We start from the raw sequence: 15,513 nt of genomic DNA on the forward strand, positions 1-15,513 counted from the left end.
CCGGGTGAGGTCGTTATGCGGTTTGAATAGGGAAGAGGAATTACTGCAGCAGGGTAAGGGCTTGGTTCAGGGCTTGGGATTTGAGTTGGGCTCCCTGACCGAACCAGGCGGAATCGAGTCGATGGTCCTGACTGCGAGCACGGCGGTGGTGATCGACATATTCCGTGACAGCATTAACCAGCCCCCAGGCGGTATTGCGGGAGCTGACAAGTTCTGAGCCCATGCCTGCGCCCTGATAGAGCTCATGCAGCCGTTGTACCGGCTTGGTGAGGATGATGTTCTCCTCATCCAGCGGTTGCGCCAACAGGTCGCTGAAAAAGCGCAGCGCCTCTTCGGGGGCGACGGGCCGCTGTGCCAGCGCCTTGGTCTGCGCCTTAAATTCATCCCAATGAGAGAGCCCCAGCCCGAGCGACTCTTTGACGGCAGCGGCATCGAACTGAGTAGAGTGGGGCACCTTGATGGCACCGGTAGCACCGCGCAGTGCCATCTGTAGGGTGTTGTTGCAGACTACCCGCAGCGAGGTGAACTGCGCCGTGGTGCAGAGCGTGCCGTCGCAGCTGGTCGCCAGCAGCAGATAGGACTTTACCAAGTCATTGCCTTTGAGTTTTAGATCCTGGCCGGTCTTAGCGAGTGCCCACAGCTTGCGGCCGCCTTTGAGCGAGCCTGCGGTCTCCAGCTCAAAGCCTCCGGCTTCCACCAGGTCTTGATAGAAATGCAGCACCTCGTGAGGCTGTACCACGTTGTAGCGACTTGAGACCACCGATAGGGGGGCGAGGGTATCGGAGCGATACAGCACCTTGCTGTCGCTGTAGGGGCGGATATGCAGTGCATCGGAGGCGACGTTAAACATCACGTCGCTCTGCTCGATGGTCCAATCCATCCCAGCTGCTTGCAGCCAGATATCGAGAGATTGCTGTGGGGGCAAGACATTGCCAAGGCCATGCCAGGGCGTTTGACCGGTGTAGGCCATTGTGTCGATCAGGTGAGCCATGAGAAATCTCCAATGAAAAAGGGACTGCACAGAGCAGTCCCTTGGGTAGGTTCATGGAGATAATATATATCTGAAATCAATTCAAATGAGACCTGTTGGCTTCTCTGGTTTCTAGCTATGGAATGCGCGCTGTGGCTGCACTGTGGTGTACAAATTGAAAGGTGGGACTCAAAAGGAAGTAAGGAGGGATCAGGGAAAGAGAAGGGCCTATCAGATTTTAGATAGGCCCTTTTGATAACAATTATGCATGCCTAGCGTTGCCTAGTGTGTACGCAAAAGTGTACTCAAACTAATAATGGCTGCGCATTGTGATTGCATGTCATTGAAAGTAATCTATAATTTTATTTTAGACGTTGAACAGGAAGTTCATGATATCGCCATCTTTGACGATGTAATCTTTCCCTTCAGCGCGCATCTTGCCCGCTTCCTTGGCGCCTTGCTCACCCTTGTAGTTGATAAAGTCTTCAAAGGCGATGGTTTGGGCGCGAATAAAGCCTTTTTCAAAGTCAGTGTGGATTTTGCCTGCCGCTTGCGGGGCGGTGGCACCGACCGGAATAGTCCAGGCGCGCACCTCTTTCACACCGGCGGTGAAGTAGGTCTGCAGGTTGAGCAGCTGGTAGCCGGAGCGGATAACGCGGTTCAGGCCCGGCTCTTCGATGCCAAGGTCAGCCATGAACTCGGCGCGATCTTCGTCGTCCAGTTCGGCGATGTCCGCTTCGATGGCGCAGCAGACCACGACCACGACCGCGTTCTCGGCGGCAGCGATTTCACGCACCTTGTCCAGATAGGGGTTGTTCTCGAAGCCATCTTCCGCCACGTTGGCGATATACATGGTGGGTTTCAGGGTCAGGAAGTTGAGGTGGCTCACGGCGGCCAGCTCTTCTTTATCCAGCTTCATGCCGCGGATCATCTGACCGTTTTCCAGCGCGACCTTGATCTTCTCCAGCACTTCCACTTCCAGCTTGGCATCCTTGTCGCCGCCTTTGGCACGCTTGGACTGACGGTGAATGGCGCGCTCGCAGGCGTCCAGATCCGACAGGGCCAGCTCGGTGTTGATCACTTCGATGTCGTCGGCAGGGGAGACCTTGCCGGCAACGTGAATGATGTTCTCGTCGTCGAAGCAGCGCACAACGTGGCCGATCGCTTCGGTTTCACGGATGTTGGCCAGGAACTGGTTACCCAGACCTTCACCCTTGGAGGCACCGGCAACCAGACCGGCGATGTCGACGAATTCCATGGTGGTCGGCACAACGCGCTGCGGATTGATGATGGCAGCCAGCTGATCGAGGCGCGGGTCCGGCATCGGCACCACACCTGTGTTCGGCTCGATGGTGCAGAACGGGAAGTTGGCGGCTTCGATACCGGCCTTGGTCAGCGCGTTGAACAGGGTGGATTTGCCTACATTGGGCAGGCCCACGATACCGCATTTAAAACCCATGGATTGTTACCTTACTTGATGGATGCTGTTGGGGGTCGCCCGCAGGCGGCCCATGTCATGCTTGTTCTGGTCGTTGCTCATGTACCGGCACAATGCCCGTACAGGGTCAAACCGACCTAACCCTTTTCCGCCTTGAAGCTGTGCAAGCGATTCATGGCCTTGGTCATATCTTGTTTGAACAGGATGTCGGTGGCGCGCAGGGACTCGTCCAGCGCGGCGTCGATCAGGTTCTGTTCACTACTGGGGGCCTTGGTCAGGACGAAGCCAGCCACCTGCTCTTTGCTGCCGGGATGGCCGATCCCGAGACGCAGCCGGAAGAAGTTATTGTTGTTGCCCATCTTGGCGATGATGTCCTTGAGGCCGTTATGGCCACCGTGACCACCACCTTGCTTGAACTTGGCGATGCCCGGCGGCAGATCCAGTTCGTCATGGGCCACCAGAATCGCTTCCGGCTCAATCTGATAAAAACGCGCCAGTGCGGCCACCGCCTTGCCAGAGAGGTTCATATAGGTGTTCGGGATGAGCAGCCGCACATCCTGCCCCTCGACCAGGATGCGGGCAGTATGGCCGAAGAACTTGGGTTCTTCACGCAGGCTGACATTGTGCCAGCGGGCCAGTTGCTCCACATACCAGGCGCCCGCGTTGTGGCGGGTCTTGGCATATTCCGGGCCGGGGTTGCCCAGTCCGACGATCAGTTTGATTTCGCTTGTCACGCTTGATGTCTTCACTCGCAGCTGCCGTGGGCACACTACCCAGGGCAATAGGACGCAATATTCTAGCCGCCGAGTGGCGATCACTCAACCAATGCGCATGTTATGGCGGGATTTGCAGCATTATTGCGGCCAATGGGTGGCTAACGGTGGGCAAACGGGCCTCTTGCATGAGGCCCGTTTCAGCTTGCCGATGGATTGTGCCCGGTTGACTACCGTCGTTATTTGGTACGCAGCAGGGTGACGGTTTCTTCATCCAGTGCGGTCAGGGTGGGACGGGCATCGCGCACATACTCCACGAAAGACGCTGCATCGGTGCCGCAATCCACGCCGTTGGCTTTGCAATCGAGGGGCTGGCCCGGGGCATAGACGGCGCTCAGCAGTTCGCCGTCTTGTGCCACCTTCAGCACCGGGAAGGCGGTCAGCTTGCCATTGACGCTGGCGATGTCGACCCGCTCGCTCCGGTGGCGCTGGGCATTGGCCAGTGCTTGCCAGCCATCGTTGCCGTTGGCGCTGTAGGCGTTCATCACCACCCGATAGTGCTGGCTATCCACCAGATCTTGCCACTCGCCGCTTGCGGTCTTGCGCTGCAATTGGGTCAGGGTGCCCGCTTTGCCTGCGTCGGTCTCCTGGAAGGTGTAACGCAGGTGGCCGCCATAGGGGAACTTGCCGGCATGGGCGCTGGCGGGCAGGGTGGCGGTGATGGTCTCGGTCAAGAGGGTGCGCACCTCAGCGCCAGTCAGGGTCAACACCGAGAGCTGGTTCTTGAACGGCAGCAGGGTGAGGGCACTATCCCCCTCACGCCATTCGCCAGCAGGCAGGTCGGCGCGCACGCCCCCCACCGCAACCAGAGAAAAATCGACCGGGCCGCCGGTCAGGGCTTGCACTGCTGGGGTATTGGCCCAGTAGAACTCCCCTTCGGCAACCAGCGGCGCTACATCTGAGCCGTGGCTGTCGCTGCCGTTGTCGCCGGGGCGACGGGCATTTTGCAGTTGCTCGGGGATGGTGCCGATCACCGGGCCATAAGCTTTCTCCAACGCCGGTTTGTAGTGGCTGTCGATGATGCCGCGCAGACGCGGATCTTCATCCACGGTCACCAGATTGGGCTGGCTGTCGACAAACTGGCTTGCCTCTTTGCTGCGGGCATCGTCGAGCGCTTGCTTGCGCGCCGCATCGGCGAAGAAGTCGCGGCTGGCCAGCAGGCTATTGTGGCCCTGGCAGTCGGTCACCTGACCCTGGCTGTCAAAGGTCACCTGTGCCAGACCGATGGCCTGGGCGTAGGAGCCTGCCTGCACCACGCAGGTTTTGCCGATGCCATCCGGATTGGTCACCAGCTTGGCGTAATCGCCGGTCTTGCCCCAGCCAATATTGCGAAAATCGCCGAGCAGGCTGTGGGAGTGGCCGCCGACGATGGCATCGAGGCCGTTTACCTTGGCCGCCAGTGCCAGATCCCGCTCGTTGCCGATGTGGGTGAGCGCCACGATCTGGTGGATCCCCTTGGCTTGCAGCATGTCGACCGTGGCCTGAGCCGAGGCAACCTCCTTGCCAAAGCGCAGCTTGCCGACGTTGGGGGCGATATTGCCCATGTCTTCCAGCACCAGACCGATGACGGCGACCAGCTGCTTGCCTTGCGGCAGGTTGTCGAGATCGGTGACCGGGCTCTTCTGGTTGCCGTCAAAGGCGTAGACCACGAAGGGCTTGAGGTTGTCAGCCTTGCTGAGGGCCGGATCGGCCTTGGTGTCGAGGTTGGCGGCCAGCACCGGGAAGTTGACCCCCTCGATGAAGCGGGCCAGCTTCTGGTTATCCAGATCGAACTCGTGGTTGCCCAGCGCCATGGCATCGAGGCCGAACTGGCTCAGCAACTCGGCATTGGCCATCCCCTCGTTGAGTTTGAAGTAGCCACTGCCCTGCCAGGCATCGCCGCCGTGCAGCAGCAGCAAGGGCTGGTTCTTGGCCAGCGCCTCGGCCTGATAGGCTTTCGCCATGGTCAGCAGGCGCGGATAACCGCCAAAGCGGGTATAGAGGGTGTCCGTCTCCCCCTGCTGGGCAAAGATCTGCCCTTTGATCTCGGCATTGACCGGATCAAACTGGGAGTGGGTGTCGTTCATGTGAGCCAGGGTCAGCACGAAGGGCGGGTTCTCTTTGGCGGGCTGACAGGCGAACAGGGCGGAGGTGAGGGTCGCGAGCAGGAGGGGACGCAAGCAATTCATGGGTAAATCCTTAAGCCTGCCGGGGGCAGGGTCGTACCAAATAGCAGAAAGTTGGAAAGAGAAGGTCCAGAAAGACGAAAACCGCCTGATGGCGGTTTTCGTTATTGCTGAATCTATCAATGCTCAAACATGGCAGAGATGGACTCTTCGTTGCTGATGCGACGAATGGCTTCGGCCAGTACAGTTGACAGCGTCAGCTGCTTGACCTTGCCGACCGCTTTCATCTCCGCAGTGAGCGGGATGGAGTCGGTGATGATCAGTTCATCGATCACGGAGTTCTTGATGTTCTCGACGGCGGAACCGGAGAAGACCGGGTGGGTAGCGTAGGCGAATACACGCTTGGCACCGCGCTCTTTCAGGGCCTCTGCGGCTTTGCACAGGGTGCCGCCGGTGTCGATCATGTCATCAACGATGATGCAGTCGCGGCCGGCAACGTCACCGATCAGGTGCATGACCTGGGAGACGTTCGGGCGGGGACGGCGCTTGTCGATGATGGCGATGTCGGTGTCATCCAGCAGCTTGGCGATGGCGCGGGCACGCACGACGCCACCGATGTCCGGGGAGACAACGACAGGAGACTCGAGGTTCTTGGACTTCATGTCTTCCAGCAGCACCGGGCTACCGAACACGTTGTCTACCGGAACGTCGAAGAAACCTTGAATTTGCTCGGCATGCAGGTCAACGGTCAGCACGCGATCCACACCGACGCTGGAGAGGAAGTCAGCGACAACCTTGGCGGTGATGGGTACACGGGCGGAGCGGACGCGGCGGTCCTGACGGGCATAACCAAAGTAGGGGATAACGGCAGTGATACGGCCAGCTGAAGCACGACGCAGAGCATCCACCATGACGATCAATTCCATCAAATTGTCGTTGGTCGGGGCACAGGTGGATTGAATGATGAAGATATCGCCACCACGTACATTCTCATTGATCTGTACGCTGATCTCGCCGTCGCTAAAGCGACCTACGGCAGCATTGCCGAGTTTGATAAACAGGCGATCTGCGATCTTCTGGGCTAGTTCCGGCGTTGCGTTACCAGCAAACAGCTTCATGTCAGGCACGGTTTGAAACCTCGGGGTTGCATCCAGTATGTGGGGGAGTCTGAAATCAGACCCTATCGTTTTGTGGCAAACGATTTATCAAGATAACGTACAAGGTGTCTGCTGCCCAATGAATGTGATGATACCGGTAACCCGAATCCGTGGCCGAGTGCAAAACCGGCCACGTTAATCATCATCAATACCGTTCGGTAAAATTGGCTGGGGTACTAGGATTCGAACCTAGGAATGGCGAGATCAAAACCCGCTGCCTTACCGCTTGGCGATACCCCAATCATTTGAACTGTTGCAATGTGGAGAAGAGAGGTGATATGTTCTCGCCCTTGGCGACAAACCCATCAAGTCCCTTCGGCACGCAGGCCAACACTTCCCGAGCAGTCACTTCGTCTTCAAATTGAGCAAAGACGCAGGCTCCTGTGCCCGTCATTCTTGACGGCGCGTATTCTAGCAACCAGCCGAGCGCATTGGCAACCTCGGGGTGGCGCTTTTTCACCAGTGATTCGCAATCGTTTTTCCACTCGCCTTCCAGCAGGTTGTCCAGCGCCATTTTAGGCGTGGCTCTCGGCAGCTCCGGATCCTGGAATACGGCCGCGGTCGCTACATGGCAATCGGGCTTGAGCACCAGATACCAGGCATCGGGCAGTTCGACCGGTTGCAGCCGCTCGCCCACTCCTTCGGCAAAGGCCGCCCGGCCACGGACAAAGACCGGCACATCGGCCCCCAGCTGGACGCCAAGCGCTGCCAGTTCATCTTCACTCAAACCCGCTTGCCAGAGGTGGTTAAGCGCCACCAGCGTGGTTGCTGCATCGGACGAACCGCCGCCAATACCGCCCCCCATGGGCAGCACTTTCTCCAGCCGGATATGGGCACCTTGCGGGCTCGGCAGGGTTGCTTGCAGCAGGCGCGCCGCCCGGATAATCAGATTCTGCTCATCCGGCACCCCGGGAATGGCCGGGCTCAGGGTGAGTGTGTCGCTATTCGGTATCACCTCGAACTCGAGCCAGTCGCTGTGGTTGAGGAAGATAAACAGGGTCTGCAGCTCGTGATAGCCATCGGGACGACGGCCATTGACGTGTAAAAACAGGTTGAGTTTGGCCGGTGCCGGCCAGCGTGTGGAAGCCATTAACGTGCAAGAGTCCATTGGTTGATCTGAAGCTTGAGGCGGCTGTTCTGGCCAGTCATGGTCAGCTGGTGCGGCAGGCGGTAGCCATCCTGATCCCGATAATCGCCATAGACGATCTGCCACTGGCCGTCGCGCACGCTGGCCAGACTGCTGTCGGGGTTGAGTTCAAACTCCGCCTGACCCGGCAGCCCCTTGATCCACTCTGGCAATCCCGCAACCGGAATATTCCAGCCGGTCAGTTGATAGATGAGTGCTTCGGCATCCTGGCTCTGGTGGCGATTGCCGTCGCTGTCGAGCAGGGTGATCTCCCCCTTGCTGCGGGAGAGTTCCAGAATGCTGGTGCCGATCAGGCTGGTGAGGTTGAGGCGATAATCCTCCCCATCCTGCTGCCAGTTGAGACGGGCGCTGCCCTTTTGCTGTGGCGTGATGATGGCCATCTTGCCGGATAGCTGCCAGTGGGTCAGCTGCTCGAGGCGGGTCCGCTCCTGGTTCCAGTTCACCTGGTCACGCTGGGGCTGGGTGGTGGCACAACCGGCCAGCAACAGCAGGCAGGTGAGGGTAAAAATACGTAGCAGCAAGAGACGGCTCCAGAGAGAGGAATTTGCCACAGTATACGGGGCGGCCGTATTGCTTTTAAAGACTTACCCTTTCTCGTACAATTGGCAGCCTTTGCACCCAGCGTATGAAATGATCGTCGCCCACTCATGAGTTTGCTTGCCCTCGGAATCAACCACAACACCGCCAGTGTCGCCTTGCGGGAACGGGTCGCCTTTGGCCCGGACTGCATCGATCGCGCCTTGCGTGAGCTGGTGAGCCAACCCGGTGTCAGCGAGGCGGTGATCGTCTCCACCTGCAACCGGACCGAACTCTATTGCAATCTGGAGGAGGAGCGGCAGGAGCAAGTGCTGCGCTGGCTGCAGCAGTTCCACGGGCTGGACGCGGCCGAACTGGTCACTGCCATCTATCAGCATCACGATGAAGAGGCGGTGCGCCACTTGATGCGGGTGGCGTGCGGGCTCGATTCGCTGGTGCTGGGGGAGCCGCAGATCCTGGGGCAGATCAAGCAATCCTACGCTCATGCCCAGCAGGCGGAGTCGGTGAAGGGGGCGCTGGAGCGGCTGTTCCAGAAATCCTTCTCGGTGGCCAAACGGGTGCGTACCGATACCGAGATTGGCGCCAGTGCCGTGTCGGTGGCGTTTGCCGCCGTCAGCCTGGGTCGGCGGATCTTCTCCGATCTCTCCCAGACCAAGGTATTGCTGGTCGGGGCGGGGGAGACCATCGAACTGGTGGCCCGTCATCTGCGCGAGCAGAACGTCACCAAGATGATGGTGGCCAACCGCACCCTGCAGCGTGCCCAGACCCTGGCGGCCGAATTCGGTGCCCAGGTGATGACGCTCGAAGAGATCCCCGACTATCTGCACGAGGCGGATATTGTCATCAGCTCGACCGCCAGCCCACTGCCCATCATCGGCAAGGGGATGGTGGAGCGCGCGCTGAAGGCCCGCCGCTTCAAACCCATGTTTCTGGTGGATATTGCCGTGCCGCGCGACATCGAAGCCGAAGTCGATGAGCTCTCCGATGCCTATCTCTACACGGTGGATGATTTGCAGGGGATCATCGAGCAGAACCTCGAAACCCGTAAACGGGCTGCCGCACAGGCGGAAGTGATCGTGCAGGAAGAGCGCGACGAGTTTATGGGGTGGTATCGCGGCCAGAGCTCGGTCGACCTCATTCGCGATTACCGCCATCAGTCACAGCAAGTGGCTGATGAAGAGTTGCAACGGGCCCTGCTGGCATTGGCGCAGGGCGAGAGTGCCGAACAGGCGCTCAAGGCGATGGCCCATCGCCTCACCAACAAATTGATCCACGCGCCGACCCAGGCGTTGCGCCAGGCTGCCTCCCAGGGGGATCAGAGCGAGCTCTCCCGCTTGCGGCAGGCGCTGGGGTTGTCACAAGAGCCATAATTTTCGGGCAACCTGCCGGTTGTCCCGTCCTCCATTGAGAATGCAAGAGTTATGAATCCGTCACTGATCAGAAAGCTGGAAGGCCTCATCGAGCGCCACGAAGAAGTACAGGCCATGCTCGGCGAGCCAGACGTGGTCTCGGATCAGGATCGCTACCGCGCCCTGACCCGCGAATATGCCCAGCTGGAAGATATCGTTCACGCCTTCCAGCGTTACCGTCAGGCGCAGGATGATCTTGAGACCACCCAGATGATGCTGGAGGAGGACGATGCTGACCTGCGCGAGATGGCGCAGGAGGAGCTGCCGCTGGCCAAGGCCAATCTGGAGGCGCTGGAGCAGGAGCTGCAACTGATGTTGCTGCCCAAGGATCCCAAGGATGACAATAACTGCTATCTGGAGATCCGCGCCGGTGCCGGTGGCGACGAGGCGGCCATCTTTGCCGGTGACCTGTTCCGCATGTATTCACGGTTTGCCGAGCGTCAGGGCTGGCGCGTCTCCATCGTCAGCTGCAATGACGGTGAGTACGGTGGCTACAAGGAGGTGATCGCCAAGATCGACGGCGAGCGCGTCTATGGCCGCCTCAAGTTTGAATCCGGTGGTCACCGGGTACAGCGGGTGCCGGAAACCGAATCTCAGGGCCGTGTGCACACCTCCGCCTGTACCGTCGCCGTGCTGCCGGAAGTGCCGGAAGCCGAGCAGATCGAGATCAACCCTTCAGATCTGAAGATCGACACCTTCCGCGCCTCCGGTGCCGGTGGTCAGCACGTCAACAAGACCGACTCGGCCATTCGTATCACCCACCTGCCGACCGGGCTGGTGGTGGAGTGTCAGGACGAGCGCTCCCAGCACAAGAACCGCGCCAAGGCGATGTCGGTGCTCTCCGCCCGCCTGCAAGCGGCCGAGGATGAGCGCCACCGCGCCGCCGAGCAGAGCACCCGCCGTAATCTGGTGGGCTCCGGCGATCGCTCCGAGCGCATCCGTACCTACAACTACCCACAGGGCCGCCTCTCCGAGCATCGCATCAACCTGACCCTCTATCGCCTCTCCGAAATTTTGGAAGGGGATCTGGACTGCGTCATCACCCCGCTGGTGCAGGAGTATCAGGCCGATCAGCTTGCCTCGCTGGCCGAGAACAACTGATGCAAATGGTGATCCGGCAAGCTCGCATTAAGTGTTCTGCCCATAAGGTGGAGTGGCACTGATGCAGATCCAGCAGGCCCGCGCCCATATCATGACTGTGTTGGCTGAGGGGGAGTCCCCCCGCGCCGACGCCGATGTACTGCTCTGCCATCTGCTCGGGTGTCGTCGCAGCTATCTGATGACCTGGCCCGAGCGTGAGCTGGATGCCGCCCAGCAGGCCACCCTGCAGACGTGGCTGGCCCGTCGTCTCAACGGCGAACCCATTGCCCATCTGGTGGGTGAGCGGGAGTTCTGGTCGCTGCCCCTCAAGGTGAGCCCGGCGACCCTGATCCCGCGCCCCGATACCGAGGTGCTGGTCGAGCAGGCGCTGACCAGAATCCCGCAGGGGCCGTGCGCCGTGCTGGATCTGGGCACCGGCACCGGTGCCATCGCGCTGGCGCTCAAGTCCGAGCGGCCCGAGGTCGATGTGTGGGCGGTGGATCGGATGGCGGATGCCGCGGCGCTGGCCCGCGAGAACAGCGCCGCGCTGGGATTGCCCATCGAGGTGCGTGACGGCAGCTGGTTCGAGCCCCTTGGCGAGCCGGATCGCGACAATACGCCACGTTTTGCAGTGATTGTCTCCAATCCCCCCTATATTGATGGCGCCGATCCCCATCTCGAACAGGGTGACGTGCGCTTTGAACCCCGCTCGGCGCTGGTTGCCGATGACGCCGGGCTGGCCGATATCCGCCACATCGTGGCCCATGCTCCCGCTTATCTGCTGACCGATGGCTGGTTGCTGCTGGAGCATGGCTGGGATCAGGGGGAGGCGGTGCGTCAGTTGCTGCGTGATGGCGGCTACCGCGAGGTAGCCACGGTGCGCGATTACGGGGATAACGACAGGGTGACGCTGGGCCTCTGCCCGCTGCGCTGACGGTTCCTCACTGTTACACGGCGGGTTGCCTGTGCGCCCCCATGCAAGGATTGAATATGGTTTTTGTGCTCAAACACCTGCACCTCACCCTGATTGCCGGGGCCGTGCTGATGTTTATGCTCCGCTTCTACTGGGTACAGACCGCCACTGGCCGAGCCTATAGCGCGCCGGTGATGAAGGTCAGCGGCTGGCTCAACGGTCTGGTGGTGCTCTCCGGCGTATTGCTCTGCATGGTGCTGGATCTCAACCCGCTCAATAACGGAACGCCCTGGCTCAGCGAGAAGCTGATGGCCATTCTGGTGCTGGTATTTCTGGCGGCGATGGCGCTGCGGCTGGCCAAAAGCAATCTGGTGCGCTGGTGCTCCTTTCTGGGGGCGCTCGGCTGGATCTACTTTATTGCCAAGTTGGCAGTGCTCAAACAGACGAGTGTGTTCGGCTAAGGCATGAAGAGAATGTTACACATAGACGAATGGACCGATTTCGAAGCCCACGACATCACCGAGCTGGCGTTGTCAGTCAGTGACGAGATTTATGGCTCGGTCGAGGAGGGGATGCGCGAGCTGAACCTGCTGGACGAGTGGCTGGACGAGCAGATCGAAGAGGGCACCTGCGACGAGGTGCGCCAGCAGTTGCTGCAAGGCTTCTACCACAGCCTCGGTTTTCATGGCGACTGGCAGGACTATTTTTCTGCCAACAACTGCGATCTCAATCAGGTGCTGGTTCAGCGCAAAGGGATCCCGGTCAGCCTCGGCATTCTCATCATCCAGCTGGGGCGCAAGCTCGGGCTCGATGTAGAGGGGATCTGCTTCCCCGGCCACTTCCTGGTGAGCTTTGCCGGTGGCGAGGGGGAGGTCTATGTCGACCCCTTTACCGGCGACGAGCTGAGTCTGGCCCGCATCGAGCTGCTGCTGCGCGGTGCGCTGGGGGACTTGGCGACCCTGACCCCCGACTACCTGCAGCCCTCCGGCCAGTGGGAGATCATCGAACGGCTGCTCAACGTCAGCAAGGGGGCCCTGCTGCGGGAAGACCGCATGCCCGAGGCGCTGCGTTGCAGCGAGCTGTTGTTGCGGATGAAGCCCGGCGATCCACTGGAGACGCGGGATCGCGGCTTTATCTACGAGCAGCTCGATTGCCCGCGCCAGGCTGCCGACGATTTTGAATATTTTATTGAACAATGCCCGGACGATCCGGTCGCCGATGTGCTGAAAGTGCAGCTGGCCGCGCTGGATCTGAGCCCCAAGCCCCTCCATTAAGGGCGGCTTGAAACTAAACAGAAGAATATCAAGGCCGCTGCGTCCGGTCGCAACGGAGTAACTTGGCTTCAGGCCCTTTTATTAAGGATGTCTTGGAGTTGAAACAGAAGAATATCCAGGCCGCAGCGCTCGGCTGCAACGGAGTAACTTGGCTTCAGGCCCCTTCATTAAGGAAGTCTTAGATGGAACAGAAGAATATCAAGATCAACCAGATCGACGTTGCCAACGACAAACCGTTCGTGCTGTTTGGCGGCATGAACGTGCTGGAATCCCGCGACATGGCGATGGCGGTGTGCGAGAAGTACGTGGAAGTGACCAGCAAGCTGGGCATCCCGTTCGTGTTCAAGGCGAGCTGGGACAAGGCCAACCGCTCCTCCATCCACTCCTACCGCGGTCCGGGTCTGGAAGAGGGGATGAAGATTTTCCAGGAGCTGAAAGCGACCTTCGGCATGCCGGTCATCTCCGATCTGCACGAACCCCATCAGGCCAAGCCGGTCGCCGAGGTGGTTGACGTTATCCAGCTGCCCGCTTTCCTGGCGCGCCAGACCGATCTGGTGGAAGCCATGGCCCGCACCGGCAACGTTATCAATATCAAGAAGCCGCAGTTCCTCAGCCCAAGCCAGATGAAGAACATCACCGACAAGTTCGAGGAGTGCGGCAACGATCAGCTGATCCTGTGCGAGCGCGGTGCCAACTTCGGCTACGACAACCTGGTGGTGGACATGCTGGGTCTGGGCGTGATGAAGAAGAGCACCGGTGGCTATCCGGTGATCTTTGACGTGACCCACTCCCTGCAGTGCCGTGATCCGCTGGGTGCCGCTTCCGGTGGTCGTCGTGAACAGGTGACCGAGCTGGCACGTGCCGGCATGGCGGTCGGTCTGGCCGGTCTCTTTATCGAATCCCACCCGGATCCGAAAATTGCCCGCTGCGATGGCCCGAGTGCCCTGCCGCTGGAGAAGCTGGAAGGCTTCCTCAAACAGATGAAGGCCATCGATGACCTGATCAAGGGCTTCGAACCTCTCGATACCTCGGCCTGATCCCGACGCTGTCATGCCTGATGAAAATGCCTCGCAATGCGGGGTATTTTTATATCTGCCATATTTAGTTGAAGACTCAAATTAATCTACGAGCAAACAATTGTTGGTTGCTGTGGTGTTAATGGTGTTAATTTTGCTGTGTGATTAATGTCTCTTAATTGTTTTTTATTACATGTAAAGTGGTGACCGTAGTAATGCAGAAACAGCATGGATCGGGTGAGGTACGCAGATATCTCATCCGGCTATCTGCATGTTTATTGCTGCCATAACAATGTGCAATTAAATTAACAGGACGTTAATAATGCGAAAGAAACTATTTAGCAGCCTCTATTTTCAGGTATTGCTCGCGATTACCCTCGGGGTATTTCTGGGGCATGTCTATCCGGAACTGGGCGCCGATATGAAGCCCCTCGGTGATGGCTTCGTCAAATTGATCAAGATGATCATCGCCCCCGTTATTTTCTGTACCGTGGTTACCGGCATTGCCGGGATGGAGAGTATGAAGGCGGTCGGCAAGACCGGCGCCATTGCTCTGCTCTACTTCGAGGTGGTCAGCACCATCGCCTTGATAATCGGGCTGTGTGTGGTCCGGGAATTCAGATAATAAGTGCGACACTCATGGATGAATGGCGAGAGGTGGCCAACTGCTGATTGGTGGTACCCTTCTGCTCGCCAAAGTAAAAGCAGTATCACCATGAGCTATCAGCAGTTGACCGAGGGGCAACGATACCAGTTATCGGTGCTTCGCGCACAGGGGATGTCCATCCTTGCCACCGCACGCGCCATTGGCGTTCATCGCTCCACCCTCTACCGGGAGCTGCGTCGTAACGCCGGGCCGCAGGGCTACCAGCCAGACAATGCGCATCAGCACGCCACCCACCGACGGGCCAGTGCGGCCAAATCTCGGCTATCTGCCGATGTCATCCAGTTTGTCGAGCTGACACTCGCCTGGTGGTGGAGCCCGGAGCAGATAAGCGCGGTGGGCAAGCAGATAGGCCTCATGGTGAGTCACGAGTGGATATACCGCCATGTGGCCGCCGACAAAGCCCGGGGTGGCCAGTTGTACCGCCATCTGCGCCAGGGCCACAAGCGCTACCGCAAGGGGGCGAGCAGCCTGCGTTCTCCCATCAAGGAAGCCCGCTCTATTGATGAACGGCCGGCTATCGTCGATAGCCGGGAGCGGCTCGGTGATTGGGAGGCGGACACGGTGCTGGGCAAGCAAGGCACAGGTGCACTGGTCACCCTGGTGGAGCGCAAGAGCCGGCTCTATCTGGTCAAGCGGGTCGCGAGCAAACAGGCTGGGGTGGTGCGGGATGCGATAATCGAGATGTTAACTCCCTACATCGAGCAGGTGCATACCATCACCTTTGACAACGGCGGCGAGTTTGCCGAACACAAGGCGATAGAGGAAGCGCTGGGTGCCGAGACTTACTTTGCGCACCCTTACTCTTCGTGGGAGCGCGGTCTGAACGAGAACAGCAATGGGCTGTTGAGGCAGTTTATCCCAAAGGGAACAGACCTGAGAGAGGTCACGGACGAGGATGTCAGGAGAGCGGAGCAGTGGCTCAACCTACGACCTCGGAAATGTCTCGGATTCAGGCAGCCTGTCAAGGTATTCGAAGAGTACCGTCAGGCGGCATAGGCGAGTGTCGCACTTCGAAGTTGAATTCGCG

Annotated in this window: 14 protein-coding genes, 1 tRNA gene and 1 pseudogene; 8 read left to right on the forward strand and 8 right to left on the reverse strand. The window is 59.3% G+C overall.

Features of this window, described 5'->3' with window-relative positions; translation table 11 throughout:
- Window positions 1-40: 40 nt before the first annotated feature.
- The 8 genes from AB5Y67_RS21625 to lolB form a co-directional block, all read right to left on the reverse strand.
- Window positions 41-991 (reverse strand): DUF932 domain-containing protein, encoded by a 951-nt coding sequence (locus tag AB5Y67_RS21625; protein WP_123172554.1) that lies wholly within the window; start codon window positions 989-991, stop codon window positions 41-43.
- Window positions 992-1,337: 346 nt separating this feature from the next.
- Window positions 1,338-2,429 (reverse strand): redox-regulated ATPase YchF, encoded by a 1,092-nt coding sequence (gene ychF, locus AB5Y67_RS21630; protein WP_005353921.1) that lies wholly within the window; start codon window positions 2,427-2,429, stop codon window positions 1,338-1,340.
- Window positions 2,430-2,545: 116 nt separating this feature from the next.
- Entirely contained in the window at window positions 2,546-3,142 is a 597-nt protein-coding gene (gene pth / locus AB5Y67_RS21635; RefSeq protein WP_058059203.1) for an aminoacyl-tRNA hydrolase, read from the reverse strand.
- Window positions 3,143-3,360: 218 nt separating this feature from the next.
- A complete protein-coding gene (locus AB5Y67_RS21640; RefSeq protein ID WP_199427297.1) occupies window positions 3,361-5,349 on the reverse strand; it encodes a bifunctional UDP-sugar hydrolase/5'-nucleotidase in 1,989 nt (662 codons plus the stop codon).
- Window positions 5,350-5,465: 116 nt separating this feature from the next.
- Window positions 5,466-6,413, reverse strand: a complete 948-nt coding sequence (locus AB5Y67_RS21645; protein WP_005343846.1) for a ribose-phosphate pyrophosphokinase — start codon at window positions 6,411-6,413, stop codon at window positions 5,466-5,468.
- Between the two features lie 195 nt (window positions 6,414-6,608).
- A tRNA-Gln gene (locus AB5Y67_RS21650) sits at window positions 6,609-6,683 on the reverse strand.
- Between the two features lies 1 nt (window position 6,684).
- Window positions 6,685-7,533, reverse strand: a complete 849-nt coding sequence (gene ispE, locus AB5Y67_RS21655) for a 4-(cytidine 5'-diphospho)-2-C-methyl-D-erythritol kinase (protein WP_199427296.1) — start codon at window positions 7,531-7,533, stop codon at window positions 6,685-6,687.
- Complete coding sequence (lolB, locus tag AB5Y67_RS21660) at window positions 7,533-8,111, reverse strand: lipoprotein insertase outer membrane protein LolB (RefSeq protein ID WP_005353907.1); 579 nt, start codon at window positions 8,109-8,111, stop codon at window positions 7,533-7,535. The genes ispE and lolB overlap by 1 nt, the downstream gene beginning before the upstream one ends.
- Before the next feature lie 126 nt (window positions 8,112-8,237).
- On the opposite strand from lolB, the gene hemA reads away from it, so the two are divergent.
- From hemA to AB5Y67_RS21700, 8 genes and pseudogenes are all read left to right on the forward strand, one after another.
- The gene (gene hemA, locus AB5Y67_RS21665; RefSeq protein ID WP_005362209.1) at window positions 8,238-9,497 is read left to right on the forward strand and encodes a glutamyl-tRNA reductase; all 1,260 of its coding nucleotides are present in this window, start codon (window positions 8,238-8,240) and stop codon (window positions 9,495-9,497) included.
- Between the two features lie 51 nt (window positions 9,498-9,548).
- A complete protein-coding gene (prfA, locus tag AB5Y67_RS21670) occupies window positions 9,549-10,637 on the forward strand; it encodes a peptide chain release factor 1 (protein ID WP_005353897.1) in 1,089 nt (362 codons plus the stop codon).
- A gap of 61 nt (window positions 10,638-10,698) precedes the next feature.
- Window positions 10,699-11,550: a peptide chain release factor N(5)-glutamine methyltransferase gene (gene prmC / locus AB5Y67_RS21675; protein ID WP_118854714.1), complete on the forward strand. Its 852-nt coding sequence runs from the start codon at window positions 10,699-10,701 to the stop codon at window positions 11,548-11,550.
- A 56-nt stretch (window positions 11,551-11,606) separates the two neighbouring features.
- On the forward strand, window positions 11,607-11,990 hold the full coding sequence (locus AB5Y67_RS21680; RefSeq protein ID WP_005334939.1) for a SirB2 family protein: 384 nt from the start codon (window positions 11,607-11,609) through the stop codon (window positions 11,988-11,990).
- Between the two features lie 12 nt (window positions 11,991-12,002).
- Window positions 12,003-12,803 carry a SirB1 family protein gene (locus AB5Y67_RS21685; RefSeq protein ID WP_005334938.1) on the forward strand — a complete coding sequence of 267 codons (801 nt, stop codon included), beginning with the start codon at window positions 12,003-12,005 and terminating at the stop codon, window positions 12,801-12,803.
- A 182-nt stretch (window positions 12,804-12,985) separates the two neighbouring features.
- Complete coding sequence (gene kdsA, locus AB5Y67_RS21690; protein WP_005334937.1) at window positions 12,986-13,840, forward strand: 3-deoxy-8-phosphooctulonate synthase; 855 nt, start codon at window positions 12,986-12,988, stop codon at window positions 13,838-13,840.
- A gap of 301 nt (window positions 13,841-14,141) precedes the next feature.
- Window positions 14,142-14,429: pseudogene (locus AB5Y67_RS21695) on the forward strand (cation:dicarboxylase symporter family transporter); the annotation flags it as partial.
- Between the two features lie 105 nt (window positions 14,430-14,534).
- Window positions 14,535-15,482 (forward strand): IS30-like element ISAs2 family transposase, encoded by a 948-nt coding sequence (locus AB5Y67_RS21700; protein ID WP_019706001.1) that lies wholly within the window; start codon window positions 14,535-14,537, stop codon window positions 15,480-15,482.
- Window positions 15,483-15,513: the final 31 nt, after the last annotated feature.

The organism is Aeromonas sp. s12 (assembly GCF_040907925.1).
GTDB lineage: Bacteria > Pseudomonadota > Gammaproteobacteria > Enterobacterales > Aeromonadaceae > Aeromonas > Aeromonas veronii.

What these genes read in the sequence shown, in the direction of transcription:
- AB5Y67_RS21625 (WP_123172554.1), bottom strand. Translation starts at nt 991, where the DNA reads ATGGCTCACCTGATCGACACAATGGCCTACACCGGTCAAACGCCCTGG.
- hemA (WP_005362209.1), top strand. Translation starts at nt 8,238, where the DNA reads ATGAGTTTGCTTGCCCTCGGAATCAACCACAACACCGCCAGTGTCGCC.
- ychF (WP_005353921.1), bottom strand. Translation starts at nt 2,429, where the DNA reads ATGGGTTTTAAATGCGGTATCGTGGGCCTGCCCAATGTAGGCAAATCC.
- AB5Y67_RS21700 (WP_019706001.1), top strand. Translation starts at nt 14,535, where the DNA reads ATGAGCTATCAGCAGTTGACCGAGGGGCAACGATACCAGTTATCGGTG.
- ispE (WP_199427296.1), bottom strand. Translation starts at nt 7,533, where the DNA reads ATGGCTTCCACACGCTGGCCGGCACCGGCCAAACTCAACCTGTTTTTA.
- prfA (WP_005353897.1), top strand. Translation starts at nt 9,549, where the DNA reads ATGAATCCGTCACTGATCAGAAAGCTGGAAGGCCTCATCGAGCGCCAC.
- AB5Y67_RS21640 (WP_199427297.1), bottom strand. Translation starts at nt 5,349, where the DNA reads ATGAATTGCTTGCGTCCCCTCCTGCTCGCGACCCTCACCTCCGCCCTG.
- prmC (WP_118854714.1), top strand. Translation starts at nt 10,699, where the DNA reads ATGCAGATCCAGCAGGCCCGCGCCCATATCATGACTGTGTTGGCTGAG.
- AB5Y67_RS21685 (WP_005334938.1), top strand. Translation starts at nt 12,003, where the DNA reads ATGTTACACATAGACGAATGGACCGATTTCGAAGCCCACGACATCACC.
- AB5Y67_RS21680 (WP_005334939.1), top strand. Translation starts at nt 11,607, where the DNA reads ATGGTTTTTGTGCTCAAACACCTGCACCTCACCCTGATTGCCGGGGCC.
- kdsA (WP_005334937.1), top strand. Translation starts at nt 12,986, where the DNA reads ATGGAACAGAAGAATATCAAGATCAACCAGATCGACGTTGCCAACGAC.